Annotated in this window: 12 protein-coding genes and 7 pseudogenes; 7 read left to right on the top strand and 12 right to left on the bottom strand. The window is 72.5% G+C overall.

Translation table 11 applies throughout. The features are described from left to right. Window positions 1-420 precede the first annotated feature (420 nt). The gene (locus ACEXOX_RS15040) at window positions 421-939 is read right to left on the bottom strand and encodes a DUF4240 domain-containing protein (RefSeq protein ID WP_406526353.1); all 519 of its coding nucleotides are present in this window, start codon (window positions 937-939) and stop codon (window positions 421-423) included. Between the two features lie 132 nt (window positions 940-1,071). On the opposite strand from ACEXOX_RS15040, the pseudogene ACEXOX_RS15035 reads away from it, so the two are divergent. After that, window positions 1,072-2,114 (top strand): annotated as a pseudogene (locus tag ACEXOX_RS15035) (SDR family oxidoreductase). Window positions 2,115-2,156: 42 nt separating this feature from the next. On the opposite strand, the gene ACEXOX_RS15030 reads toward ACEXOX_RS15035, so the two are convergent. The 6 genes and pseudogenes from ACEXOX_RS15030 to ACEXOX_RS15005 all read right to left on the bottom strand — a co-directional run bounded on the left by ACEXOX_RS15030 (window position 2,157) and on the right by ACEXOX_RS15005 (window position 12,087). Further along, window positions 2,157-3,137 (bottom strand): helix-turn-helix transcriptional regulator, encoded by a 981-nt coding sequence (locus ACEXOX_RS15030; protein WP_406521120.1) that lies wholly within the window; start codon window positions 3,135-3,137, stop codon window positions 2,157-2,159. Window positions 3,138-3,318: 181 nt separating this feature from the next. Then, window positions 3,319-5,978, bottom strand: a pseudogene (gene aceE, locus ACEXOX_RS15025) (pyruvate dehydrogenase (acetyl-transferring), homodimeric type). Window positions 5,979-6,193: 215 nt separating this feature from the next. Next, window positions 6,194-6,817 carry a GntR family transcriptional regulator gene (locus ACEXOX_RS15020; protein ID WP_030022023.1) on the bottom strand — a complete coding sequence of 208 codons (624 nt, stop codon included), beginning with the start codon at window positions 6,815-6,817 and terminating at the stop codon, window positions 6,194-6,196. A gap of 176 nt (window positions 6,818-6,993) precedes the next feature. Next, window positions 6,994-8,783 (bottom strand): annotated as a pseudogene (sucB, locus tag ACEXOX_RS15015) (2-oxoglutarate dehydrogenase, E2 component, dihydrolipoamide succinyltransferase). 54 nt (window positions 8,784-8,837) lie between these two features. Continuing rightward, window positions 8,838-10,226, bottom strand: coding sequence for a dihydrolipoyl dehydrogenase (lpdA, locus tag ACEXOX_RS15010; protein ID WP_406521118.1), 1,389 nt, complete (start codon window positions 10,224-10,226; stop codon window positions 8,838-8,840). A 311-nt stretch (window positions 10,227-10,537) separates the two neighbouring features. Continuing rightward, window positions 10,538-12,087: pseudogene (locus tag ACEXOX_RS15005) on the bottom strand (leucyl aminopeptidase). Window positions 12,088-12,450: 363 nt separating this feature from the next. Between ACEXOX_RS15005 and ACEXOX_RS15000 the strand changes: the two are divergent. From ACEXOX_RS15000 to ACEXOX_RS14980, 5 genes and pseudogenes are all read left to right on the top strand, one after another. Continuing rightward, the gene (locus tag ACEXOX_RS15000) at window positions 12,451-14,544 is read left to right on the top strand and encodes a hypothetical protein (RefSeq protein ID WP_406521116.1); all 2,094 of its coding nucleotides are present in this window, start codon (window positions 12,451-12,453) and stop codon (window positions 14,542-14,544) included. Between the two features lie 667 nt (window positions 14,545-15,211). Next, a pseudogene (gene pelF, locus ACEXOX_RS14995) lies at window positions 15,212-16,768 on the top strand (GT4 family glycosyltransferase PelF); the annotation flags it as partial. Further along, window positions 16,707-18,173, top strand: coding sequence for a hypothetical protein (locus ACEXOX_RS14990; protein ID WP_406521115.1), 1,467 nt, complete (start codon window positions 16,707-16,709; stop codon window positions 18,171-18,173). The pseudogene pelF and the gene ACEXOX_RS14990, both read left to right, overlap by 62 nt. 133 nt (window positions 18,174-18,306) lie before the next feature. Then, window positions 18,307-18,984 (top strand): annotated as a pseudogene (locus ACEXOX_RS14985) (spherulation-specific family 4 protein); the annotation flags it as partial. A 72-nt stretch (window positions 18,985-19,056) separates the two neighbouring features. After that, complete coding sequence (locus ACEXOX_RS14980) at window positions 19,057-19,935, top strand: endo alpha-1,4 polygalactosaminidase (RefSeq protein ID WP_406526352.1); 879 nt, start codon at window positions 19,057-19,059, stop codon at window positions 19,933-19,935. Between the two features lie 73 nt (window positions 19,936-20,008). Here the strand turns inward: ACEXOX_RS14980 and ACEXOX_RS14975 are convergent. Further along, a pseudogene (locus ACEXOX_RS14975) lies at window positions 20,009-20,823 on the bottom strand (adenosylcobinamide-GDP ribazoletransferase). 78 nt (window positions 20,824-20,901) lie between these two features. Here ACEXOX_RS14975 and ACEXOX_RS14970 point away from each other — a divergent pair. Next, entirely contained in the window at window positions 20,902-21,639 is a 738-nt protein-coding gene (locus ACEXOX_RS14970) for a hypothetical protein (protein ID WP_406521113.1), read from the top strand. 39 nt (window positions 21,640-21,678) lie between these two features. On the opposite strand, the gene ACEXOX_RS14965 is transcribed toward ACEXOX_RS14970, so the two are convergent. The 4 genes from ACEXOX_RS14965 to ACEXOX_RS14950 form a co-directional block, all read right to left on the bottom strand. Beyond that, window positions 21,679-22,377, bottom strand: coding sequence for a hypothetical protein (locus ACEXOX_RS14965; RefSeq protein ID WP_406521111.1), 699 nt, complete (start codon window positions 22,375-22,377; stop codon window positions 21,679-21,681). Further along, window positions 22,374-24,143, bottom strand: a complete 1,770-nt coding sequence (locus ACEXOX_RS14960; RefSeq protein ID WP_406521110.1) for a phosphatidylglycerol lysyltransferase domain-containing protein — start codon at window positions 24,141-24,143, stop codon at window positions 22,374-22,376. The genes ACEXOX_RS14965 and ACEXOX_RS14960 overlap by 4 nt, the downstream gene beginning before the upstream one ends. A gap of 89 nt (window positions 24,144-24,232) precedes the next feature. Continuing rightward, entirely contained in the window at window positions 24,233-25,279 is a 1,047-nt protein-coding gene (gene cobT / locus ACEXOX_RS14955) for a nicotinate-nucleotide--dimethylbenzimidazole phosphoribosyltransferase (RefSeq protein ID WP_406521108.1), read from the bottom strand. 10 nt (window positions 25,280-25,289) lie between these two features. After that, on the bottom strand, window positions 25,290-26,057 hold the full coding sequence (locus ACEXOX_RS14950) for a class I SAM-dependent methyltransferase (RefSeq protein ID WP_406521107.1): 768 nt from the start codon (window positions 26,055-26,057) through the stop codon (window positions 25,290-25,292). Between the last annotated feature and the right edge of the window lie 56 nt (window positions 26,058-26,113).

Raw genomic sequence — 26,113 nt, 5'->3', positions numbered from 1 at the left:
CCCGTAGTCGCGGGGATCGCTTGCGAAGGCGGCGTTCGGTAACGCAGGGGGTGGGGGCCGTACGCGCGGGGACCACTTGAAGGTGGCGCCGAAGAAGGTCGCCGACATGGGAACACCCCCGCACCCGCGGGGACCACTAGCCCAGCAGGATCCGGCGGCGCACGGTGCCGGGAACACCCCCGCCCCCGCGGGGACCACATGATGACCGGGCCGTCGTGCCTGCGCAGGGTGGGAACACCCCCGCCCCCGCGGGGACCACCTGCTCATGCGGAGAGAGGTCTCCGCGGTCCGCGGAACACCCCCGCCCCCGCGGGGACCACCGGCCGCCACCAGTGACTTTGTCAGGCGAGGCAGCGGTTTTTGCTTACTTTCATCGATGCCTCGGTGGTCTCGCTGTCTCGCTGCGCAACGTGCAAGGCGTCACGTCCCGTACCGATCCCACAACTGCGGAAAGCGTTCCGCCAGCACGCGATCGTCGTCCAGGTCCAGGTAGGTGCCGAGGGGCTCGCGGGGCTGGGGTGGTAGGCCGAGGTCGGGGATTTCGGCGCCGGTGAGTTGTTCGTACGCCTCGTCCGCCGCGTACCCGAGTTCCTCCGCGTCGCCGTCCACCTCGTCGTCGAACGCGTCCAGCAGGTCGGCGAGGTGGTCGGGGTCGTGCACGGCGCCCTCGAAGACTTCCCGGCCCTGGCCGATCAGCCAGCTGCGGAAGTTGTCGAAGGCGTCGTCGCTCGCGCCGCCGAGCAGGATGCCGGCCGCGGCCCACAGATCCCAGGTGTAGGCGCGGCTGTCCCGGGACTCGAAGTGCCGGGCGAAGTCCACCACCGAGTCGGGGTCGAGTGCCACCAGTCGTTCGACGAGCGCGTCCGCCTGCTCCTCCGGGTCGCCTTCGGCGGCCTCGCGGGAGCTGTCGATCAGCTGCCAGAACTCCGTCTCGTCCATCACGGGTACAGCATCGTTCCTGCCGCACGGCGCCGCACGCGGAGTGCCCCAGATGCGACGGTGTCGTTATCCGCGGCCCCTCGCGCGGAAAAGCGGACACAAGGTGTCGGGTTTCGGCGAGAGGGTCGTGGCATGACAGAAGGAGAACACACCATGGCCGAGGCAGGCAGCCCGCGGGGACCGCTCACCGGGAAGGTCGCGCTGGTCGCCGGCGCCACGCGTGGCGCGGGCCGGGCGATGGCGGTGGAGCTGGGCCGGGCCGGTGCCACGGTCTATGTCACCGGCCGTACGACCAGGGAGCACGTCAGTGAGGTCGGCCGGGCGACGGAGACGATCGAGGAGACCGCGGAGCTGGTGACGGCGGCGGGAGCGGCGGGAGCGGCGGCCCGGAGGGAGGACGAGCGGAGGCAAGGCGAGCGGAAGGAAGGCGAGCGGAAGGGGGCGAACCGGCCGGTGGCACGGGCGTCGCCGTGCCGACGGACCATCTGGATCCGGTGGCGGTACGGGCGCTGACCGAGCGCATCGACCGTGAGCAGGGGCGGCTGGACATCCTCGTCAACGACCTGTGGGGCGGGGACGTGCATGTCGAGTGGGGCAAGAAGATGTGGGAGCACGACCTGGAGAAGGGGCTGCGGGTGCTGCGGCTCGGGGTGGAGAGCCACATCATCACCAGCAGTTACGCGCTGCCGCTGCTGATCCGCCGGCCCGGCGGGCTGCTGGTGGAGGTGACGGACGGTACGGAGGAGTTCAACCGGCGCTATCGGGAGCCTTTCTACTACGACCTGGCCAAGAGCGGGCCGATCCGGATGACGAAGGGGCTGGCGCAGGAACTCCCGGAGTACGGCTGCACGGCGGTGTGCCTGACGCCGGGCTGGTTGCGGTCGGAAGCCATGCTGGACACCCACTTCAAGGTCACCGAGGAGGACTGGCGGGCGGGCTGCGAGCAGAACCCGCACTTCGCGATCTCCGAGACACCGGTGTTCGTCGGGCGGGCGCTGGCGGCGCTGGCCGCCGACCCGGACGTGGCCCGCTTCAACGGGCAGGCGCTTTCCAGCGGCGGTCTGGCGAAGGAGTACGGCTTCACGGACGTGGACGGGTCGGCGCCGGACGCCTGGCGCTACATCACCGAGGTCGAGCAGGCGGGGAAGCCGGCGGACACGGCCGGGTATCGGTAGCGGCACCGGTACCGGCACGGGTACCGCACGGGCGGCCGCGTCTCACGGCTCCCCGTGCGACCCGTACAGCCCGTGCATGCGCGCCGCCGCGGCGGCGAACCGTTCCCGCAGCTCCGGCGGGCCGAGCACCTCCGCCTCCGGGCCGAGGCCGAGCAGCTGGCTGTAGGCGACGTCCAGGGACTCGACGGGCAGGGTGACGGTGGTCCGGCCCTGCTCGTCGGGTTCGCCCGCCGCGGTTAGGGCCTCCTCGGCGCCGGCGCGGTCGGTGACGTGCCGTAGCCGGCGGGTGCCCGTCGGTGTCAGCCGTACGACGACCTCGTCCCGCAGGATCGAGCGGGCGAACTGGGCGGCCCGCTCCGCCCAGAAGGCGGGCAGGTCGAAGTCCGGGCCGCGGGTGAAGCGGTCGTCGAGGGGCGTGACGGAGGTGAAGCGGTCGATGCGGTACACGCGCATGTCCGTGCCGGACCGGGCCGCGAGGTACCAGACGCCTGCCTTGAGCACCAGGCCGTACGGCTCCAGCTCGCGCTCCACCTCGGTGTCCGTGCGGCGGTAGCGGGTGGCGATGCGCCGGTCGTCCCAGACCGCGTCCGCGACGGCGGGCAGCAGCGCAGGAGTGGCCGGTTCGCGGTACCAGGCGGGGGCGTCGAGGTGGAAGCGCTGGGCGGCGCCGTCCGCGGCGTCCCGCAGTTCGGGCAGCAGCGCGGCGGAGACCTTGAGGCGGGCGGCGGAGGCGGCGTCGGCGAGGCCCATGTCGCGCAGCGCGGCGGGCACACCGGACAGGAACAGTGCCTCGGCCTCGCTGCGGCCGAGGCCGGTGAGCCGGGTGCGGTAACCGCCGATGAGACGGTAGCCGCCGGCCCGGCCGCGGTCCGCGTAGACGGGTACCCCGGCCTCGGAGAGGGAGAGTACGTCGCGGGCGACCGTACGCTCCGACACCTCCAGCTCCCGCGCCAGTTCGGCGCCGGTCATGGACGGGCGGGACTGGAGCAGCAGCACCATTTTGATCAGCCGGGCAGCGCGCATGGCTGCATCATGCCGCGCGAAGGCGCGGCCCGGCGCACGTCCGTTGTTCCCGTGCGCGAGGAAGATCCCGTGCGGAGACCCCGGGCGCGGTTCAGGTGGTCTCCGCACGGGAGCGGGGGGCGCCGGCCGGAGCCGGCGCGAGGGGACGCGGCGGGCGGACCTCCCGCCGCGTCCCGAGGGCCTACAGGCCGTACCGCTCCTTGGCCTCCTTGACCGTCTCCGCCTTCACGTCGCCGCGGCGGGCCAGCGCGGCCAGTGCCTGCACGACGACCGACTGGGCGTCGACGCCGAAGTGGCGGCGGGCCGCCTCGCGGGTGTCGGAGAGGCCGAAGCCGTCGGTGCCGACCGAGGTCCAGTCCTGCTCGACCCACGGGGCGATCTGGTCCGGTACGGCCCGCATCCAGTCGCTGACCGCGACGACCGGGCCGGGGGCGCCGGCCAGCGCGCGGGTCACGTACGGGACGCGGTCCTCGCCGTCCAGGCGGGCCGCGTCGCACTCCAGTGCGTCGCGGCGCAGCTCCGTCCAGGACGGGGCCGACCAGATGTCCGCCGCCACGCCCCAGTCGCGGGCCAGGATCTCCTGGGCCTCCAGGATCCAGTGGATGGCGGTGCCGGAGGCCAGCAGCTGGAGGCGGGGTGCGTCGGCAGCGGCGGGCTCGGCCTCCTTGAAGCGGTAGAGGCCCTTGAGGATGCCCTCCTCGACGCCCTCCGGCATGGCGGGCTGCACCTTGGTCTCGTTGTAGACCGTGAGGTAGTAGAAGACGTCCTCCGCGTCCGGACCGTACATCCGGCGCAGGCCCTCCTTGACGATCACCGCGACCTCGTACGCGAACGCCGGGTCGTAGGAGAGCGCCGCCGGGTTGGTGGAGGCGATCAGGTGCGAGTGGCCGTCCGCGTGCTGGAGGCCTTCGCCGGTCATCGTCGTACGGCCGGCCGTGGCGCCGATGACGAAGCCGCGGCCCAGCTGGTCGGCGAGCGCCCAGAACTGGTCGGCGGTGCGCTGCCAGCCGAACATCGAGTAGAAGATGTAGAACGGGATCATCGGTTCGCCGTGGGTGGCGTACGAGGTCGCCGCCGCGGTGAAGTCGGCCAGCGAACCGGCCTCCGTGATGCCCTCGTTGAGGATCTGGCCGTCCTTGGCTTCCTTGTAGTACAGGAGCTGGTCGCGGTCGACCGGGTCGTAGGTCTGGCCGACGGGGGAGTAGAGCCCGGCGGACGGGAACAGCGACTCCATGCCGAAGGTACGGGCCTCGTCGGGCACGACCGGCACCCAGCGCTTGCCGGTCTCCTTGTCCCGCATCAGGTCCTTGACCAGGCGGACGAACGCCATGGTGGTGGCGATCTCCTGCGAGCCGGAGCCCTTCTTCAGGGCGTCGAACGCCTTGTCGGAGGGCATCGGCAGCGGCTTGGCGACGACCTTGCGGGCCGGGGCCGGGCCGCCGAGGGCCGCGCGGCGCTGGCGCAGGTACTCCATCTCGGGGGAGTTCTCGTCCGGGCGGGCGTAGGGCACCACGTCCGCGTCCAGGGCGCTGTCCGGGATGGGCAGCTCCAGGAGGTCTCGCATGGCGCGGAACTGCTCGCCGGTGAGCTTCTTCATCTGGTGGTTGGCGTTACGGGACTCGAAGCCCTCGCCGAGGGTGTAGCCCTTGACGGTCTGCGCCAGGATGACGGTCGGCGCGCCCTTGTGCTCGACGGCGGCCTTGTACGCGGCGTACACCTTGCGCGGCTCGTGGCCCGCGCGGGAGGTCTGGAACAGCTCCAGCAGCTTGGCGTCCGACAGGCCCTGGGCGATGCGGCCCAGCGCCGGGTCCGAGCCGAAGAAGTGCTCGCGCAGGTAGGCGGCGTCGCGGGTGGCGTACGTCTGGAACTGCGCGTCGGGGGTCTCGCGCAGGCGGCGCAGCAGGGCGCCGTCGGTGTCCTGCGCGAAGACCTCGTCCCAGGCCTGGCCCCACAGGGACTTGATGACGTTCCAGCCCGCGGCGCGGAACTGGGCCTCCAGCTCCTGCACGATCTTGAAGTTGGGGCGGACCGGGCCGTCCAGGCGCTGGAGGTTGCAGTTGATGACGAAGGTCAGGTTGTCCAGGCCCTCGCGGCCGGCCAGTGCCAGTGCGGCCGTCGACTCGGGCTCGTCCATCTCGCCGTCACCGAGGAACGCCCAGACGTGCGAGTTGGCGGTGTCCTTGATGCCGCGGTGCTCCAGGTAGCGGTTGAAGCGCGCCTGGTAGATCGCGGAGAGCGGGCCCAGGCCCATGGAGACGGTGGGGAACTCCCACAGCCAGGGCAGGCGCCGCGGGTGCGGGTAGGAGGGCAGGCCGTCGCCGGCCGCCTCCTGGCGGAAGCGGTCGAGCTGGTCCTCGGTGAGGCGGCCTTCGAGGAAGGCGCGGGCGTAGATGCCGGGGAGGCGTGGCCCTGGATGTAGAGCTGGTCGCCACTCCCGTCGGCTTCCTTGCCGCGGAAGAAGTGCTGGAAGCCGGTCTCGTAGAGCCAGGCCGCCGAGGCGAAGGTGGCGATGTGGCCGCCGAGGCCGAGGCGGGAGCCGCGGGTGACCATGGCGGCCGCGTTCCAGCGGTTCCACGCCGTGATCCGGGCCTCCATCGCCTCGTCGCCCGGGAACTCGGGCTCGGCGGAGGTCGGGATGGTGTTGACGTAGTCGGTTTCGAGCGGCGCGAGGCCGGGGGCACCGGTGTGCTCCACGGCGCGGCGCATCAGGTAGGCGGCGCGGTGCTCCCCTGCCGCCTTCGTGACGGCGTCCAAGGACTCGCGCCACTCGGCCGTCTCCTCCGGGTCGCGGTCCGGGACCTGGTCGAGCTGGCTGTACGGCATACGTACGGGATCGGGCATGGGTGGCCCCTTTCCGGACGGAGGAGGGAGGTGCGATGAGTGCTTTGGCAGGCAGGGGTCGCGCCCCACGTATGACGATACGCCTCTGATCGATGATCGATCAATGCAGGGTGAAGGAAAAACCGCAGGTCGGCACGGGGTGCCAGCCTTTCGGGCACGGGGTGCCAGACTGCCTGCGGCTCCGAATCGAAGGGGGAGGGGTCCTGACCTGCGCGTCAGACCCTGGGCGCGCAGCTCAGTACGTGGGTCTTCAGCAGCTCGCCGATCCTCGGGTCGCGCCGCCGGAACGCGTCCACGATCTCCTGGTGGTCCCGCGCGTGCGACCGCGGCTCCGGGCTGAACCAGCGGATCGAGAGCGTCGTCCACACCTCGACCCCCAGCGACTCCCAGGTGTGCAGCAGGACGGCGTTACGGGCGGCGCGCACGATCTCGCGGTGGAAGGCCACGGTGTGCCGCACCTGTGCCTCACCGTCGCCGTGCCGGTCCGCCTCGCACAGAGCCGCCACCTCGCGGTCCAGCGCCGCGCAGTCCTCGGCCAGCCGCCCGGCGGCCAGTTCGGCGGCCACCTGCTCCAGGCCGGCCCGTACCGGGTAGCTCTCCTTGAGGTCGTCCGCGGTCAGATTCCGTACCCGTACGCCCTTGTTCGGAGCCGATTCGATCAGCTGGAGCGACTCCAGCTCGCGCAGCGCCTCCCGTACGGGCGTCTGGCTGACCTCCAGCTCGACCGCGATCCGCCGCTCCACGATCCGCTCACCGGGCTGCCAGCGGCCGCTGACGATCCCTTCCAGGATGTGCTCGCGGATCTGCTCGCGGAGCGAATGGACGACGGGCGGGGTCATGACGTGCTCCTTCAGAGCGTGCGGCAGACGGCGGCCGGGGTCCCGCACCGGAAGGCGGTACGGGAGACCACCGCAGGACGGCCATTATCCGTGCAACGAAAACGGGTCGGCCCCGGCTCGTACGAACTTGTACGAACCGGGGCCGACCCTGCACACCTACGCGGTGGCTACCGTGTTCAGAGACCGATCTCGGTCTCGAACTCGCCGGCCTCCAGGATCTGCTTGACCGTCGTCAGGTAACGGGCCGCGTCGGCACCGTCCACCAGGCGGTGGTCGTAGGAGAGCGCCAGGTAGGTCATGTTGCGCACGGCGATGGTCTCGCCCAGCTCCGGGTGGTCGACGACCACCGGGCGCTTGACGGTGGCGCCGATGCCCAGGATGCCGACCTGGTTCGGGGGCACGATGACCGTGTCGAACAGCGCACCGCGCGAGCCGGTGTTGCTGATCGTGAAGGTCGCGCCCGACATGTCGTCCGGGCTGATCTTGTTGGTGCGGACCTTGCCGGCCAGCTCCGCGGTCTTACGGGCGATGCCGGCGATGTTCAGGTCGCCCGCACCCTTGATGACCGGGGTCATCAGGCCCTTCTCCGCGTCCACCGCGATACCGACGTTCTCGGTGTCGAAGTAGGTGATCGTGCCCTCGTCCTCGTTGATCCGGGCGTTGACGACCGGGTGGGCCTTCAGCGCCTGGACAGCGGCCTTGACGAAGAACGGCATCGGCGAGAGCTTGACGCCCTCACGCTGCGCGAAGGCGTCCTTGGCCTTGTTGCGCATCCGCATGATCTTGGTGATGTCCACCTCGACCACGGAGGTCAGCTGCGCCTGGCCGTGCAGGGCCTTCATCATGTTGTCGCCGATGACCTTGCGCATCCGCGGCATCTTGACGGTCTGGCCGCGCAGCGGGGAGGCCTCGATGGCCGGAGCCGTCGACTTGGCGGCAGCGGCCGGGGCGGCGGCAGGCGCGGCCTGCTGCTTGGCGGCCTCGGCGGCGGCGACGACGTCCTGCTTGCGGATACGGCCGCCGACGCCGGTGCCCTTGACCGAGCCCAGGTCCACGCTGTTCTCCTGGGCCAGCTTGCGGACCAGGGGGGTGACGTACGCGGCGTCCGCCTCACCCGCGGCCGGGGCCGGGGTGACGGGCGCGGCGGCCGGAGCCGGCGCCGGGGCCGGAGCGGCCGGGGCCGGGTCCGGGGCGGGGGTGGTGACCTGCTGCGGCGCGGAGGCCGAGGGGGCCTGCGGAGCCGGAGCCTCCTGCTTGGGGGCCTCCTGCTTCGGGGCTTCCTGCTTCGGGGCCTCCTGGGCGGGGGCCGGAGCCGGGGCGGCGGGGGCCTCGGCCTCAGCCGGAGCAGCACCCTTCGCACCGATGACGGCGAGCTTGGCGCCGACCTCGGCGGTCTCGTCCTCGCCCACCAGGATCTCCAGCAGGGTGCCGGCGGTGGGGGCGGGGATCTCGGTGTCGACCTTGTCGGTGGAGACCTCCAGCAGCGGCTCGTCCTCGGCCACCTCCTCGCCGACCTCCTTGAGCCAGCGGGTGACGGTGCCCTCGGTCACGCTCTCGCCGAGCGCGGGGAGGACGACGTCGGTACCCTGGGCGCCGCCGGCGGGGGCCGCGGGGGCCTCCTGCTGGGGGCTTCCTGGGCGGGGGCCGCAGCGGGCTCCGGCTGCGCCGGGGCCTCCTCGGCCGGTGCCTCGGCCTGCGCCGGGGCGGAGTCGGCCGCGGGGGCGCCGCTGCCGTCGTCGATGATGGCCAGCTCGGCGCCGACCTCGACGGTCTCGTCCTCGGCCACCTTGATGGAGGCCAGCACGCCGGCGGCGGGGGCGGGGATCTCGGTGTCGACCTTGTCGGTCGACACCTCCAGCAGGGGCTCGTCGGCCTCTACGCGCTCACCCTCGGCCTTCAGCCAGCGGGTGACGGTGCCCTCGGTGACGCTCTCGCCGAGCGCCGGAAGGGTTACGGAAACCGCCATGGTTTCTCTTGCTCCTTACAGAAAAGTGCGGATGTGGTCGCGCCCGGACCGGGATCAGTCGTGGGAGTGCAGAGGCTTGCCGGCCAGGGCCAGGTGGGCCTCGCCGAGCGCCTCGTTCTGCGTCGGGTGCGCGTGGATGAGCTGCGCAACCTCGGCCGGCAGGGCCTCCCAGTTGTAGACCAGCTGGGCCTCGCCGACCTGCTCGCCCATGCGGTCACCGACCATGTGGACGCCGACCACGGCACCGTCCTTGACCTGGACGAGCTTGATCTCGCCCGCGGTCTTGAGGATCTTGCTCTTGCCGTTGCCCGCGAGGTTGTACTTCAGGGCGACGACCTTGTCGGCACCGTACAGCTCCTTGGCCTTCGCCTCGGTGATGCCCACCGAAGCGACCTCGGGGTGGCAGTACGTCACGCGCGGCACGCCGTCGTAGTCGATCGGCACGGTCTTGACGCCGGCCAGCCGCTCCGCCACCAGGATGCCCTCGGCGAAGCCGACGTGCGCGAGCTGGAGGGTCGGGACGAGGTCACCGACGGCCGAGATGGTCGGCACGTTGGTCTGCATGTACTCGTCGACCAGGACGTAGCCGCGGTCCATGGCGACCCCGGCCTCCTCGTAGCCCAGGCCCTGGGAGACCGGGCCGCGGCCGATGGCGACCAGCAGCACCTCGGCCTCGAAGGACTTGCCGTCGGCCAGCGTGACCTTGACGCCGTCCTGGGTGTACTCGGCCTTGTCGAAGAAGGTGCCCAGGTTGAACTTGATGCCGCGCTTGCGGAAGGCCCGCTCCAGCAGCTTGGAGCTGTTCTCGTCCTCGACCGGGACGAGGTGCTTGAGGCCCTCGACGATGGTCACGTCGGTGCCGAAGGACTTCCACGCGGAGGCGAACTCGACGCCGATGACGCCGCCGCCCAGCACGATCGCGGACTTCGGCACGCGGTCCAGCTTCAGCGCGTGGTCCGAGGAGATGATGCGGTCGCCGTCGATGGTCAGGCCCGGCAGGGACTTCGGCACGGAGCCGGTCGCCAGCAGGACGTGGCGGCCCTGGACGCGCCGGCCGTCGACGTCGACGGAGGTGGGGGAGGACAGCCGGCCCTCACCCTCGATGTAGGTCATCTTGCGGGAGGCGACCAGGCCCTGCAGCCCCTTGTACAGGCCCGAGATGACCTCGTCCTTGTACTTGTGGACGCCCTCGATGTCGATGCCGTCGAAGGTGGCCTTGACACCGAACTGCGCGGCTTCGCGGGCCTGGTCCGCGATCTCGCCGGCGTGCAGCAGGGCCTTGGTGGGGATGCAGCCGTTGTGCAGGCAGGTGCCGCCGAGCTTGTTCTTCTCGATCAGGGCGACGTCCAGGCCCAGCTGCGCCCCGCGCAGGGCAGCGGCGTAACCACCGCTACCGCCTCCGAGGATCACTAGGTCGAAAACGGTGCTGGCGTCGTTCGCCACGTCACGTCCTCCATGCATGGGTACGCCGGAGCCGGTCGTCGGTGACCGGGCGGCGGCTGTTGATCGGCCGCTTCTTGGATCGGCCCTGGGTAAGGGGGCCCTGTCCTGCCAAGAACCCATCTTCGCACTTGTTGAACGCGACCGGGACGGCGGGCCGGGCTGTGGGACGGCACGACGGCCGTTCCGGGGGTTGCGCGTGCGGTTACCAAGGCGTACGGGTGTACGGATTTCGTCGAGGGCGAACACGCGCGTACGGCCCCGGGCGCCGGGCCCGGGGCCGTACCGACAAAGCGGGAGCAACCGCGACAGGGTCAGCCGAGGTCGCCGTCCGCGGTGTGCTCGGCCAGCCGCACCAGGGTGCGGACCGCGGAGCCGGTGCCACCCTTGGGGGTGTAACCGAAGGGCGCGCTCTCGTGGAAGGCCGGGCCGGCGATGTCCAGGTGCGCCCAGGTGATGCCCTCGCCCACGAACTCCTGGAGGAAGACGCCGGCCAGCAGGCCGCTGCCCGCCCGCTCGCCCACGTTCTTCAGGTCGGCCACCGGGGAGTCCATGCTCCGGCGCAGCTCGGACGGCATCGGCATCGGCCAGGACGGCTCGCCGGCCTCCTCCGAGATCTCGTGCAGGCTCGCCCGGAAGGCGTCGTCGTTGGCCATGATCCCGAAGGTCCGGTTGCCCAGCGCCATCACCATCGCGCCGGTCAGCGTCGCGACGTCCACGATCGCGTCGGGCCGCTCCTCCGAGGCGCGGGTCAGCGCGTCGGCCAGCACCAGGCGGCCCTCGGCGTCGGTGTTCAGCACCTCGACGGTCTTGCCGTTGTACATGGTCAGCACGTCGCCGGGGCGCATCGCGTTGCCCGAGGGCATGTTCTCGGCGAGCGCCAGCCAGCCGGTGACGTTGACCCGCAGGCCCAGCCGGGCGGCGGCCACGACCGCGGCGAACACCGCGGCGGCGCCGCTCATGTCGCACTTCATGGTCTCGTTGAAGCCGGCCGGCTTCAGGGAGATGCCGCCCGAGTCGTAGGTGATGCCCTTGCCGACGAACGCCAGGGTCTTTTCGGCCTTCGGGTGGGTGTAGGCGATCCGCACCAGCCGCGGCGGGTTCTCCGAGCCCTGGCCGACGCCCGTCAGGCCGCCGTAGCCGCCCTTCTTCAGGGCCTTCTCGTCCAGCACCTCGGCCTTGAGGCCGAACTCCTTCGCGGCGGCCTGGGCCTGCGCGGCGAAGGCCTTCGGGGTGAGGTCGTTGGAGGGGTGTTGATCAGGTCGCGGGCGCGGTTGACCTCGGCGGCCAGCGTCTCGGCGCGCTCGGCGGCGGCCTTGAAGGCCTTGTCGCGCGGCTTGCCGCCGAGGATCGCGATCTCGGCCAGCGGCGCCTTGCCGTTGCCCTCGGCCTTCTTGCCGCCGCGGGCGGTCTTCGCGTCGCCGTTGCCGCTGCGGTACGCCGTGAAGGTGTACGCGCCGAGCAGGGCGCCCTCGGCGATCGCCGCGGTGTCCCCGGCGTCGCCGACGGGCAGCGCGAAGGCGGCCTTCCTGGTGCCGGCCAGGGCGCGGGCGGCGGCGCCGGCGGCGCGGCGCAGCACCTCGGGGTCGTACTCCTCGTCGCCGGCCGGGGCGTCGCCCAGGCCGACCGCCAGGACGACCGCCGCCTTCAGGCCGGAGCCGGCCGGCAGCTTGGTGACCTCGCCCTCGGCACCGCTCGCGCCGAGGGTCTCCAGGACGGCGGCGAGCCCGCCGTCGAACGCCTTGTCCACGGCTTCGGCGCCGGGGGCCAGTACGACGCCCTTGGCGTCCTTGGCCACGCCGACGACAACGGTGTCCGCACGCAACGTCGCGGCGGAGGATGTGCTGAGGGTCAGTGCAGTCACGGTGATGAGAGTCCTGTTCCGTCCGGTTGTCCGTTCGCGCCGAGGGCGCTGCTGCGGCCGAGCCTACGCTCGGGGGCGCCGGACGTAACCGCTTGATGCCGTACCGGCCCGTCCCGTCACATCTGCATCACGTGCCTCAATCGCCCCAACTCCGCCGTGCGTCAGGGGAGTTGCCGGTTCCGCCGCGCTCCGGGCCCGCCCGCACGCGAGGTCCTGTCGTCAATCTCCGTGCGTCGAATGAGACGTGCGTCACAGTAGTGGCGACTGCGGGATAGACGGACGTGAACCTTCGCATGATGTGCACGAGCCTGCCCGGTACCGCTTCCGGCAGCAGGGGGACTTCCGGGGGAAGGGACTGCGCCCATGGGCAGCAACGGCATGCCGGCCGCCGGACCGGCCAAGGTTTTGACCGCGTTAGCCGCAGCGATGATCACGGCACTGCCACTGGTGGTGAGCACCCCCGCCGCCGCGCGGACCGCGCCCGCGGTGACGGACGGGGTGCCCCGGATCGACCTGCGGGTCCTGGTCGTGAGCGACGGCGGTGAGTCCACCGACGCGATCGTCGCCGAACTGCGCGGCCAGGGTGTCCCGTACACCACCGTCGATCTGACGAGCCCGGGCCGCCCGGTGATCGACGCGGCGTTCCTCAGTGACACCGTGGACGGCCGGCCGCGCGCCAGGTTCCAGGGCGTCGTACTGCCGAACGACAATCCGTTCGGCACCGCCGCCTCCACGGAGCTGGCCGCCCTGAAGGCGTACGAGACCACGTACCAGATCCCGCAGGTGGACGCGTACACCTACGCCCGGCCCGATGTCGGCCTGCGCACGCCCGACGACGGCGGTTACGCCGGGGTGCTGGACGGCTTCGCCACCCGCACCACCGCCGCGGGCAAGGCGGGCCCCTTCGGCTACCTCAAAGGCGCGGTGCCCTTCGAGGACGCCGACCCGCAGGCCTCCGAGAGCTACGGCTACGTCGCGCAGCCGCTCGCCGACCCGCCCGCCGGGGCCACGTTCACGTCTTACCTGGACGCGGCGGTGCCGGGCACCTCCGCGCGCGGCTCGCTGATCGGCGAGTACGCCCGCGACGGCCGCCGCGAACTGGTCGTCACCTTCGCGCAGAACCGCTACCAGCAGCAGTTCCGGCTGCTCGCCCGCGGCATCGTGGACTGGCTCACCCAGGGCGTCCACCTGGGCCAGAGCCGTAACTACTTCTCCGTCCAGGTCGACGACGTCTTCGCCCCGGACGCCCGCTGGGACGTCGAGAACAACTGCACCCCCGGCGACTTCGACTGCCCCTCCGGCGTCCCGGACACCACCCCGATCCGGATGAGCGAGGCGGACGCCGCGTACGCCGCCCAGTGGCAGCGGGAGAGCGGCTACCGGCTGGACATGGTCTACAACGCGGGCTCCGGCGAGGAGTGGAAGGCGGAGCACGGCGGGGTGGACGCGATGGCCGACCGGCTGCTCGCCGACAAGGACGCGTTCCGCTGGGTCAACCACACCTGGACCCACCCCTTCCTCGGCTGTGTCCAGGACACCTCGACCGTGCCCTGGCGCTGCGCCAAGGACTGGCTCGGCAACACCCGGTGGACCAGCCGCGACGAGATCACCGGCGAGATCGAGAAGAACCACGCCTGGGGCGTGGCCAAGGGGCTGGAGGTGGACCCGGCGGAGCTGGTCACCGGCGAGCACTCCGGTCTGAAGTCCCTGCCGCAGCAGCCGCAGGACAACCCCAACCTGGCGCCCGCGCTCGCCGCCACGGGCGTCAAATGGCTGGCGAGCGACAACTCGCGGGAGTCCGCGCAGCGTCCGGCGGGTGCGGCGCTGACCGTGCCGCGCTATCCGATGAACGTGTACTACAACGTGGGCAAGGCGGCCGAAGAGGTCGACGAGTACAACTGGATCTACACGAGCAAGGCCGACGGCGGCAGCGGGATCTGCGAGACCGACCCCCACTCCACCTGCATGCCGGCGCCGCTGCCGACGGACACCGGCTACGCCTCGCACATCGTCCCGCAGGAAGCGCGGACCGCCCTCGGGCATGCTCTGGCCAACGATCCGCGGCCGCACTACATCCACCAGTCGAACCTCGCCGAGGACCGGATCGCCTACCCGGTTCTGGACAAAGTTCTGGCCGACTATCGGGGGTTCTTCGAGGACAGCACCCCGGTCGTCAACCAGCGCCACCGGGGCATCGGACGCGAGATGCAGCAGCGTGCGGCCTGGCAGAAGGCCCTGGACGACGGTTCGGTGACGGCGTACAGAATTGGCGACGTTGTCACCGTCACGTCGCCGGACGGGGTGGCCGCTGCGGCTACGATGCCCGACGGGACCAGAAAGCAATTCGCCGACGGGACCGCGGAATTCGGCGAACGCTACGCCGGACGGGTATCGGAGTGGGCCACAGCGCAGTCGCCCGGAGCAGCCATCACACTCAAGCTTCCGACAACCGCCTGACACGTCCCCGGCTCCGCCCGGCCCGCGCACCCGGCCGGGCGCGCCGGGACCGGGCGGCCGGTGTCCGCCCGCTTCCCGCCACCACCGCCGATGTCCCGCACCGAACCCTGCCCGCCCGCCACCGTCCCCGAGGGCGCCCGGCGGCCGTGCCCGCGCACCGCGGCACGCGCCCGGCCGCACCCGCGCCCGCGGACAGCGCCTCGCACCACCGCACGCCGCACCACGTCACCGCACGCCGCACCACAGTTCCCGCACCCGTACGCCTGTACGGACGCGCAGGTACGGACGCGTCCGCACAGGTGTCCCGCGGCCGTGCCCGCACCCCGGCGCCGGCCCACCGCACCCCCGCCCCCGCAGCACCGCACGCCCCCACGTCCCGCACCCGCACCCGTATGTCCCCGCACCCGCACGTCCCCGCACCCGTATGTCCCCGCACGTCAGCACGTGCACGCCCCCGCAGCTCCGCACGTGCGCCCCGCACCAGGCCGGCACGGCCGCCGGCCGCGACGCGCCCGCACGGTGCCCGCAGCACCGCGCCCGCGCGTTCCGTACCGCTCCACTCAGCACTCACTCCCGGGGGGATTTCGCCATGAACGCAACCCTGTACGAGGTCGGCAGCCCACATCACCGGCCCGACGACGCGCCGCAGCCCGGCAGGCACGTCACCATGCTCACCGAGGGGACCTATCCGCACGTCCACGGCGGCGTCTCCACCTGGTGCGACCAGCTCGTACGGGGTATGCCCGAAGTCCGCTTCAACGTCATCGCGCTGACCGGCAGCGGCCGTGAGCCGGTGACCTGGGACCTGCCCGACAACGTCTACGCGCGCTCCTCCGTGCCCATGTGGGGTCCGCCGCCGGGCCGGCGCACCGCCGGGCTCTTCCGCGCGCGCGAGCGCCGCCGCTTCGTCGACATCTACGAGCGCTTCCTGCTGTCCATGCTGGACCCGCAGTCCTGCACCGACTTCGGCACCGAGCTGTACGCACTGGCCGCGCTGGCCCGCGAAGGACGCCTGAGCGCCGCGCTGCGCACCGAGTCCGCGCTGCGTTCCCTGATGTGGATCTGGACCCTGCCGCACGTCGCCACGCGTGCGGCCGGCCCCACCGTGCACGACGCGCTGACCGCCACCGACCTGCTCGAACACGCGCTGCGCCCGCTGTCCGTACGGGTGCCGGAGGACAGTGTCGCGCACGCGGTCAGCAACGGCCTGGCCTGCCTGCCCGCGCTGGCCGCGAAGAAGTTCGACGGCGTACCGTTCCTCCTCACCGAGCACGGGATATACCTGCGCGAGCGCTACCTCGGCTACCGCTCCGACGCCCAGCGCTGGCCCGTCAAGGCTCTGATGCTCGGCTTCTACCGGCAGCTGACCATCGAGAGCTACCGGGCCGCCGACCTGGTCACACCGTGCAACAAGTACAACAAGCGCTGGGAGGAGCGCGGCGGCACCCCGCCCGAGAAGCTCCGCACCGTCTACAACGGCGTCGACGTCCAGCAGTTCCCGCACGCCGAACGGGAGCCGGACGCTCCGACGCTGAGCTGGGCCGGGCGGATCGACCCGATCAAGGACCTGGAAACCCTCATCCGGGCCTACGCGTTGTGCCGCGCGGAGGTCCCCGACCTGCGGCTGCGCCTGTTCGGCGGGGTGCCGGCCGGCGGCGAGGCGTACAAGACCCGCTGCGAGAAGCTGGCCGCCTCGCTCGGGGTGACCGACGGGCTCAGCTGGGAGGGGCGTATCGACGACGTGGCCCGCGCCTACGCCGCCGGCAGCATCGTCATGCTCTCCAGCATCTCCGAAGGCTTCCCGTTCAGCCTGATAGAGGCCATGTCCTGCGGCCGCTCGACCGTCTCGACCGACGTCGGCGGAGTGCGCGAGGCGGTCGGCGACACCGGGCTCGTCGTACCGCCCCGCGAACCCGAGGCGATGGCCAAGGCCACCCTGGAACTGCTCAAGGGCGGCTGGGAGAAGCGGGCCGAACTCGGCAGCCGGGCCCGGCAGCGGGTCATCGACCAGTTCACCCTGCGCCGCTCCGTCGACGGCTTCCGCACCATCTACCGCGAACTCGACGGCGCGGGCCGGCAGGCCGCCGAGCAGCAGCAGGACCAGTGGACCCTCCAGCTGCGCGGGCCCTGGAACGCCCCCTCGCCGCCGACGGGGCCGGCTGGTGAGCGGATCCCTGTGGCTGGTGCCGGGGGAGGGCGGCAAGGACCGGGTGGACGACCTGCCGGACGTACCGCGACCCCGGCGCCCGCAGTGGGCCGCCCCCGACCCGGTCGACGAACTCGCCGGGCGGATGGGCGAGCTGATCGCCGCCGCCGTGCACCCCGACGAGATCGCCGCCGTCATCGAGTCCGACGGCATGAGCGACGACCAGATCAAACTCACCTACGGGCGCGAGAACTCCTTCGCCCTCGCCGAGGAGCTCTACGCACGGGTCCCGCGCGCCTACCCGGAACCGGACCGCGCGGTCACCGACCCCTGGCGGGTCAGCCTGCTCGGCTGCCTGCTGCGCGCCCTGGTCTTCGCCCTGCCGGGACTGGCCTACGTCGTCGGCTCCCACCTGCTGTCCGGCCCGCCGGACGCCCGCGGGCTGCCCGCGGGAACGATGCCGCTGCTCGCCGGGGCCCTGGCCGGCTGGGTCTGGAACCAGGCGCTCGCCCACCGCGCCTACTCCTGGCTCGGCCTGGGCGCCCGGCGGGCCGCCGCCCGGGCCCTGGCCGTCGGCGCGCCGCTCGGCGCGCTGGCGGGCGCGGCCGCCGCCTGGATCGTCGGCGCCGCCGACGCGGACGCGCCCGGTGCGGTGGCCTTCGCCGCGGGCCAGGCCGCCTACCTGGGCGCGGCCACCACGCTCCTCGTCTTCGGGCGGGAGCGGTGGCTGCTGTGCGCCCTGGCGCCGGTCGCGCTCGGCGCCGCGCTGATGGCGGTGTACGTGCCGCCGGACGCCGTACGGGCCGCGCTGCTCGTCCTGTCGCTCGGCGTCGCCGTCGCGCTGGCCGCCGTCACCGTCCTGCGCTGCCGCCGCGAGCCGCGGCAGGACGGGCCGGCGCCGCGAGCCGTGGCGTCCGTGCCGTACGGGGTCTTCGGGCTGGCCATCGGGGTGCTGGTGCTGCTCACGGCGCTCGGCGACGTGCTGCGGTACGGGGCCGAGGCCGAGGTCGCCGCGCCTGCCGCGGTGGCCCTCACGCTCAGCATGGGCCCGGCCGAATGGCTGCTGTACCGCTATCGCAGCCGGGCCGTCGCCGGGCTGCGTTCCAGCACCACCCCGGCCGGGTTCTGGCGCGCGACCTCCGGCGCGCTGGCCCGGTGCCTGGCCTCCTACCTCGTCGTACTCGCCGTCCTCGGCGGCGTCGGCAGCCTGGTGTGGCGGCAGGGGCCGCCGATGGACGCGGCACACGGCCTGGGACTGCTGTGCCTGGGCGTCGTGCTGTGGACCGCGCTCCTCCTCCAGGCGTTCGGGATGGTGCCGGTCGCGGCGGCGGTGTGCGGGGCGGCCGCGGCCGCCCAGACCGTGGTCCTGGTGGCCGGGCCGCTGTCCCCGGCCGTCGCCCAGCTCACGGTCTGCGGTGCCGCCGCGCTCGTCCTGGCCGCCGTGGGTTCGGCGTTACTGGGACGGGCCACGGCGCACCGCTGAGCTGCCACCGGAGCGGCGCCCAACCCCTCCGTAAATCCCCCTCTTGACCGGTAACGGGTACCGGGTCCGGGTGTCGTCGCGGGTGCTCGTATGCTCAGCGTCTCGTCCCATTTCCGACAGGAGCCCCCGAACCATGACCCGGCCGTCTTCGCGGCAGTCCCGTCCGGCCTCCCGCCGCCTGCTGGTCCCGCTCTACGAGCACCCGGCCGAACGCCCGGACGTCTGGCGGCGGCTGATCGCGGCGGCGCCGGATCTCTACGGTGTGGTGCTCAACCCGGCCAGCGGTCCCGGTACCGCCCCCGACCCGGAATTCGCCGCGGTCGCCGGGCGGTTACGGGAAGCGGGCGTACGCGTCCTGGGCTACACCGACACCGCTTACGGGCGCCGCCCGCACGCGGCCGTCGTCCAGGACCTGTTGCGTCACCGTGACTGGTACGGGGCCGACGGCGCCTTCTTCGACCAGGCCGCCGCCGAGGCCGGGCTGCTCGCGCACTACCGCCGTCTGGCGGTCGCCGCGCGCGCCGCCGGGGCCGGCACCGTGGTCCTCAACCACGGTCTCCATCCGCACCCCGGTTACCTCGACTTCGCCGACCTCCTGGTCACCTTCGAGAACACCTGGGCGGCGTACGAGAACGCCGAGGTCCCGGAGTGGACGGCCCACCACCCGCCCGAACGGTTCTGCCATCTCGTCCACGGCCTCCCCGCGACCTGCGCGGAGGCCGCCGCCGAGCTGGCACGGCGGCGTGGGGCCGCCGTGCACTGCGCCGTTCCCGGCACCGCGCCGCATCCTTGGGACGCCCTTCCCCCTTACTGGAGATCGCTCGATGACGCCCCCGCACTTCCGTACGAATCTCCTGCGCAAGAACCCCTGAGCAAGAATCTCCTGCGCAAGAGACGCCCTCTCTCCCTCTCCCTCCTTCTCGGCTCGCTGCTGCTCGTCACCACCGCCTGCTCCCAGACGCCGGCCGGCCCGGCCGGCGGTGACGCGAGCGCCGGCCCCGGCAGCTCGAACAGCGCCAGCCAGGCCAGCAGTTCGGGCAGCTCCGGAGGCGGCAAGTCCCGCACGATGTGGCACCCCAAGGTCGGCGTGGACTGGCAGTGGCAGCTCACCGGCAAGTTCGACCCGTCCGTCGACGCGCCGGTCTACGACATCGACGGTTTCAAGCAGGACGCCTCGGTCGTCGCCGACCTCCACAAGCGCGGCCGCAAGGTCATCTGCTACATCAGCGTCGGCGCCCACGAGGACTTCCGCCCGGACGCGTCCCGCTTCCCCAAGGACGTCATCGGCGAGGAGAACGGCTGGGAAGGCGAGAAGTGGCTCGACATCCGGCGCCTGGACGTGCTGCGCCCGCTGATGGCGAAGCGCTTCGACATGTGCCGTGACAAGGGCTTCGACGCGGTCGAGCCGGACAACGTCGACGGCTACAAGAACGAGACCGGCTTCGACCTGAAGGCAGAGGACCAGCTCGCCTTCAACCGCATGATCGCCGAGCTGGCCCACGACCGCGGCATGTCCGTCGGCCTCAAGAACGACCTCGACCAGATCCCCCAGCTCGTCGGCGACTTCGACTTCGCCGTCAACGAGCAGTGCGCCCAGTACGACGAGTGCGCCAAGATGACCCCCTTCATCAAGGCCGGCAAGCCCGTCTTCCACGTCGAGTACGAACTCCAGGCCGCCCAGTTCTGCTCCGCGACGAAGCGCCTGCACTTCAGCTCGTTGCAGAAGCGGAAGGACCTGGACGCCTGGCGCAAGGCCTGCTGACCCTGACACCGGGCCGGAAGGCGTGAAGCGGGTCCCCGCCCATCGCGGGGGTCCGCTTTCCGCTGTGCGGCCCTCAGCCCAGCGCCAGCACCACCACCGCCGTCAGCCCCGTCGTCTCCGCGACGGCGCCGAAGACGTCGCCGGTGATGCCGCCGAAGCGGTGGCGGCAGCGGCGCAGGGCCGCTTCTCCGACGGCGAGGGCGAGGAGGGCGGCCAGGGCGGCGTGGAGGGCGCCCCAGCCGCCCGAGTGGGTGCTGCCGAGGGCGGCGGAGAGGGCGATGACGACGGCGGCCGCGACGGCCGCCGCGGGCAGCGGCACCGTACCGGCCACGGCGGCGCCCAGCCCTCCGGGGCGGGCCGGGGGACGCCGGGGCGGGCGGCGAGGGTGAGGGCGCAGCGGGCGGTGACGGCCGAGACGAGGGCGGCCGCCGCGCCGGCTGCCCAGCCCTGTTCGTACAGGTGGGCGAGAGCGGCCACCTGGGCCAGCAGGGCGAAGAGCAGGGTGATGACGCCGAACGGGCCGATGTCGGACTGCTTCATGATGCGCAGCGCGTCCTCGGCGGGCTTGCCGCTGCCCAGGCCGTCGGCGGTGTCGGCGAGGCCGTCCAGGTGGAGGCCGCGGGTGAGGACGGCGGGGACGGCCGCGGTGGCGACGGCGGCGAGCAGCGGGCCGCTGTCCAGGAGGAGGAGCCCGGTGCCCAGGGCGGCCGCGGCCAGGCCGATCACCAGCCCGGCGACCGGCGCGCACAGCATGCCGCCGCGTGCCGCCGGCCGGTCCCAGCGGCGCAGCCGTACGGGCAGCACGGTCAGCGTGCCGAAGGCGAAGCGCATGGCGTCCCCGAGGGTGGGGGAAGGCGAGGGGCCGGACGGGGCGGCGGCGTCGTTCATCGCGGCAGGCTAACCCGGCTGCCCCGGACCGTACGGCGCTAAATTGCCCCTATACGCGACAAATGGGGAGTACGTGGCATGGGTCACTGGTGGTTCCGCAACATCGTCGAGCCGGGGAAGCTGCCCCTGCTGCTCGCACTCGTCTCCTTCGTGCTGACCTTCGTCGTGACCCGGATGATCACCCGGCTGATCCGGGCCGGGAAGGGGCCCTTCCGGAACATCTCGCCGGGCGGCCTGCACATCCACCACGTCGTGCCGGGGGTGGTGCTCATGGTGGTCGGCGGGTTCACCGCCCTGGCCGGCGGGCGGCACGGCTACGGGTCGGGAATCGCGGCGGTGCTGTTCGGGATGGGCGTCGGGCTGGTGCTGGACGAGTTCGCGCTGATCCTGCACCTGGACGACGTGTACTGGAGCGAGCAGGGCACCAAGAGCGTGGAGATCGTGATCGTCACGGCCGCGCTGGTGGCGCTGATCCTGGGCGGCGCCCTGCCGTTCGGGGTGAACGAACTGGGGCCCGGCGAGTTCCACAACCGCTTCCGGGTGGTCCGGACGGTGGGGATCAACTTCCTGTTCGCGCTGGTGGCGCTCTTCAAGGGCAAGGGCCGGATGGCGGTGATCGGGGTGTTCGTACCGTTCGTCGCGCTGCTCGGGGCCGTCCGGCTGGCCCGGCCGAACTCCCCGTGGGCGAAACGGTTCTACCGGCGGCGCCCCAAGGCCCGTGCCAAGGCGAAGGTCCGTGCCTTCCGGCACGACCGGCGCTGGAACGGGCTGCGCCGCCGGGTGAACCACGTCATCGGCGGGACGCCGACCCACTGAGGGCCCGCGTGCCGGGCGGCCGTGCGCCCGGCACGCGGGTCAGCCGCCGGCCCGCACCTGCTGCTCGCCCCGCGGTTTGCGGCGCCGGTGCAGCACCTCCCACACCCCGCACAGCGCCAGCACCGCCACGACCGCGGCGATGTGCTCCCGGCCCGCCAGGTTGTTCTTGATGAACACCACCTCGTAGACCATCGACAGCACCACCAGCGCACACGTGAACCACGCCCGGTAGACCCAGCACACGAAGATCCCCAGGCCGACCACCGCCGCCGACGGGCCGGTGTCGTGCACGAACGCGTCCGTCGGCGGCAGGCCGATCGGGTTGTCCGGACCGAGCCAGATGCCGATCCGCGCGTACATCGTCCCGGCCAGCGTGGCCGCGTACGCGATCAGCAGCGTCCGGGCCCGGCCCAGGCAGATCTCGCAGATGCCGAAGACCAGCAGGAGCTGCGCCAGCGCGCCCCACACCGGCAGGTCCAGCGCGGGCACGAACAGCGACAGCGGCGTACGCAGCAGTGCCAGCCACAGGTGCTCGTCGGCCTGGACGGAGCCGATGTTCTGGACGAACTGGTAGCCCCAGGACTGGTTCTGGACGATCTGGAAGAGGGAGGTGAGCAGGACCGCGGAGATCGTCATGGGGATCGCCAGCAGTTTTTTCGTACGGAGGCCGGACCACACGGTCCGGACCAGCAGGCCCCACTCGGCACGCACGGCGCGGCGCAGGACCGGCTCGCTCATCTCTTGGTCTCCAGGTGTTTGCGGTTGAGCCACTTCGGCAGCCCGGGAGCCTCCAGGAAGCCCTCGGCACGGGCGGCGGCGAGGCCGATGCGCAGCAGGTCGGTGCTCTTTTCGAAGAGCATGTACCGGGGCTCCCAGATGGGCCGGTATTTCGCGTTGGCGCGATAGAGCGATTCGATCTGCCACCACCGGGAGAAGAAGCTGAGCAGCGAGCGCCACAGGCGCAGCACCGGACCCGCGCCGAGCCGCGAACCGCGTTCGAAGACGGAGCGGAACATCGCGAAGTTCAGTGACACCTGAGTGACGTCCACCTCCTTCGCCCGCTGGACCATCTCCAGCACCATGAACTCCATCAGCCCGTTCTCGGACTCCCGGTCGCGGCGCATCAGGTCCAGCGACAGCCCCTTGGCGCCCCACGGCACGAAGCTGAGCAGCGCGCGCAGCGCACCCTCGGCGTCGGTGCATTCGAGCATCACGCAGCGGCCGTCACCGGGGTCGCCGAGCCGGCCCAGCGCCATGGAGAAGCCGCGCTCGGTCTCGCCGTCGCGCCAGTCGTCGGCCAGCTTCAGCAGCCGGTCCATCTCGGCCTCGGGGATGTCCTCGTGGCGGCGGATGCGGACGGTGTAGCCGGCCCGCGCGACACGGTTGTACGCCTGCCGGACGGTCCGCATGGCCCGCCCCTCCAGCGTGAACTCCCCGGTGTCCACGATCGCCTCGTCGCCCAGCTCCAGCGCGTCCAGGCCGTGCCGGGCGTAGATCGTGCCACCCTCCTCGCTCGCGCCCATCACGGCCGGTGCCCAGCCGTGCGAGCGGGCCTCGGCGAGCCACAGGTCGATGGCGCCGGGCCAGGCCTCCGGGTCGCCGATCGGGTCGGCGGAGGCGAGCGAGACCCCGCCGACGACGCGGTAGGTGACGGCGGCCTTGCCGGTGGGGGACCAGATGACGCTCTTGTCGCGGCGCAGCGCGAAGTAGCCCAGCGAGTCCCGGTCGCCCTGGCGGGCCAGCAGGCCGCGCAGCCGCTCCTCGTCCTCGGGGGTGATCGGGTCGGTGCTGCGGACGGACCGGAAGGCGGCCCACAGCACGAGCAGCAGCAGGACCGTGCTCATGACGTTGATGACGACGTTGGCCCAGTTCGGCGTGGCGATACCGGGGAAACGGTCCTCCTCGGCGGTGATGGAGACCAGCCGCATGACGCCGTAGCGCCAGCGGTCCAGGAACGTCGAGTGGTGGCTGTCGTGCGCGGTGTTGGCGACGGTGACCAGCAGCCCCGCGAGCAGCGAGGTCACCAGCAGGCCGCCGAGCGCGACGGCCGCGGCCAGCCTGGGGTTGGAGCGGTCGCCCTTGGCGTAGAACTCTTTCCTGCCCACGAGCAGTGAGACGACGAACAGCAGCGTCACCACGAAGGAGAACCAGTTCTGCCCGTGCTGCCGGAACTCCGGCGCGGCCACCATCGCGAGCGCGAACAGCACGAGGAAGAGCCCGGACAGGATCAGGTTCAGTATCCACGCGGCGCGTTTGCGGCGCCGCATGGTGACCGCCAGGAACAGCGAGAAGACACCGGCCGCGAAACCCGCGGTGAGCAGGTACGGGGTGAAGAACTCATCGACGTTGTGCCGGCGGATGTCCTGTCCGACCGACACCCACACGGCGCTGAGGAAATTGATGAAGGTGACGGCACGCAGGTACCAGACGGCGTACGCGGCACCGCGTCGTGACCACCGACCGCGGGTGCGGTCCTCATCCGGGCTCAAACGGACTTCTCCCATGAAACTTGATCATATGGGGGCGCCGTCGATGCCCGGATCCACTGGAATCCGGCCGTCAAGGGCCGCGAGCCGTTGCCGGCCGGCGTCCCTCAGTCGCGTACGGGCAGGTCTGCCGCCAGGGCCGCGGCCGCCTGCACCAGTGGCAGCGCGAGCAGCGATCCCGTCCCCTCGCCAGCAGTGACGCCGTGATCGAGCAAAGGGTTGAGCGCGATCCGGTCGAGTGCCTTGGACTGCGCCGGCTCGCCGCTGACCTGCCCGGCCAGCCACCAGTCCGGAGCCCGGAACGCCACCCGCTGCGCCACCAGCGCGCAGGCCGCCGAGACCACCCCGTCCAGGATCACCGGGGTGCGCCGGACCGCGCTCTGCAGCAGGAAGCCGGTGATCGCGGCCAGGTCGGCGCCGCCGGTGGCGGCCAGCAGCTCCAGCTGGTCGCCGAGGACCGGCCGGGCCCGGCGCAGCGCGTCGCGGATCGCCGCGCACTTGCGCATCCACGCCAGGTCGTCGATGCCCGCGCCGCCGCGCCCGGTGACCACCGAGGCGTCGGTGCCGCACAGCGCGGCGATCAGCGCGCTCGCCGGAGTGGTGCCGCCCACGCTCAGGTCGCCGAGCGCGACCAGGTCCGTACCGGCGTCCGCCTCCTCGTCGGCGACCGCCATGCCCGCCCGGAAGGCCCGCTCGGCCTCTTCGGGCGACAGCGCGTCCTCGATGTCGATCCGGCCCGAGCCGCGCCGTACCCGGTGCCGGGTGACGTCCTCCGGCAGCTCCGCCGGGTCGCAGTCCACCGCTATGTCCACGACCCGCACCGGGACACCGGCCCGGCGCGCCAGCACCGCCGCCGGGCTCGCCCCGTCCAGCACGTCCCGCACGAGCTGGTGGGCGGTACCGGCCGGGCGGCCCGAGACGTCCAGCGACGCCACCCCGTGGTCGCCGGCGAACAGCACGGCACGCGGCCGCCCGATCGGCCGTACCGGCACCTGCTGCTGCGCGGCGGCCAGCCACTCGCCCAGGTCGTCCAGCCGCCCCAGGGCCCCGGGCGGCACCGCCAGCCGCTGCCGGCGCTCCTCGGCATCGCGGCGCGCGCCGCCGTCGGGGCGCTCGATCAGGTGGGCGAAGTCATCGAGGTTCAGGGCGCTCATTCGGCGCAGATTACCGGGAACGGCGCCCGGCGGCCCGCTCCGGGTCGGCCGGGGCGCCGCGGGTGCCGGGGCCCGGACCGGTCCGGGCGCCTCCGGAGGCGGAGCCCGGGGCGGTCCGCCGCGTGCCGAAGCGGATCTCGGTGACCGTACGGGCGGGGGTGTGCAGCAGCGGTACGTGCTCCCGCCACCGCGCCAGACGCCCGGCGAGCGGTCCGCGGCCGGGCGGCGGCACCTCGCGCACCGCGACGATGTTCGGGTGCGCGCCCGCCACCCTGGGCCGGTCGGCTGCGTCCATGCCCCAGCGCAGTGGCGGAGCGCCGGGCGCCGCCCGCACGCCCGTACGCGCCCGGTCCCGGCCCGCGCACCAGCGGGGCACCGCGTCGAAGACCAGCGCGCCACCGGGCAGCCGCTCCGCGCACGCCGCGAACAGCGCGCGGACCTCGGGCGGCCGCAGGAACATCAGCAGCCCGCGCGCGGCCACCACCACCCCGCGCTCCGGCGCGCGGACCGCCTCCAGCCAGCCGGGATCGGCCACCGGATGCGCGAGGGTCCGCCGCCGGGGACCGTCCGGCAGCAGCATCCGGCGGACCGCGGCGCTCTCCGGCGGCTCCACGGCCAGCCAGTCCAGCCGCCCGTCGTCCAGCCGCCAGAAGGCCGCGCTGCCCGGCCCCTCGCCGAGCGCCACGACCGTGGCGAAGGGGTGCTGCCGTACGTACGCGCGTACGGCCGCGTCGAGGCGGCGCGAGGTGCTGGTCGCCGGACCATCCGTTTCGGTCACCGGACCAGACCACCCGTCCCGGCGGACCCGGGCAAGCGGACACGGGCGCGGCCCGG

The sequence above is a fragment of the Streptomyces sp. Ac-502 genome (genome assembly GCF_045222935.1).
In the GTDB taxonomy this organism is placed as follows: Bacteria; Actinomycetota; Actinomycetes; order Streptomycetales; family Streptomycetaceae; genus Streptomyces; species Streptomyces monomycini.
Note: the sequence above shows the minus strand (reverse complement) of the source record. Positions and strands in the feature narration are given on the sequence as shown.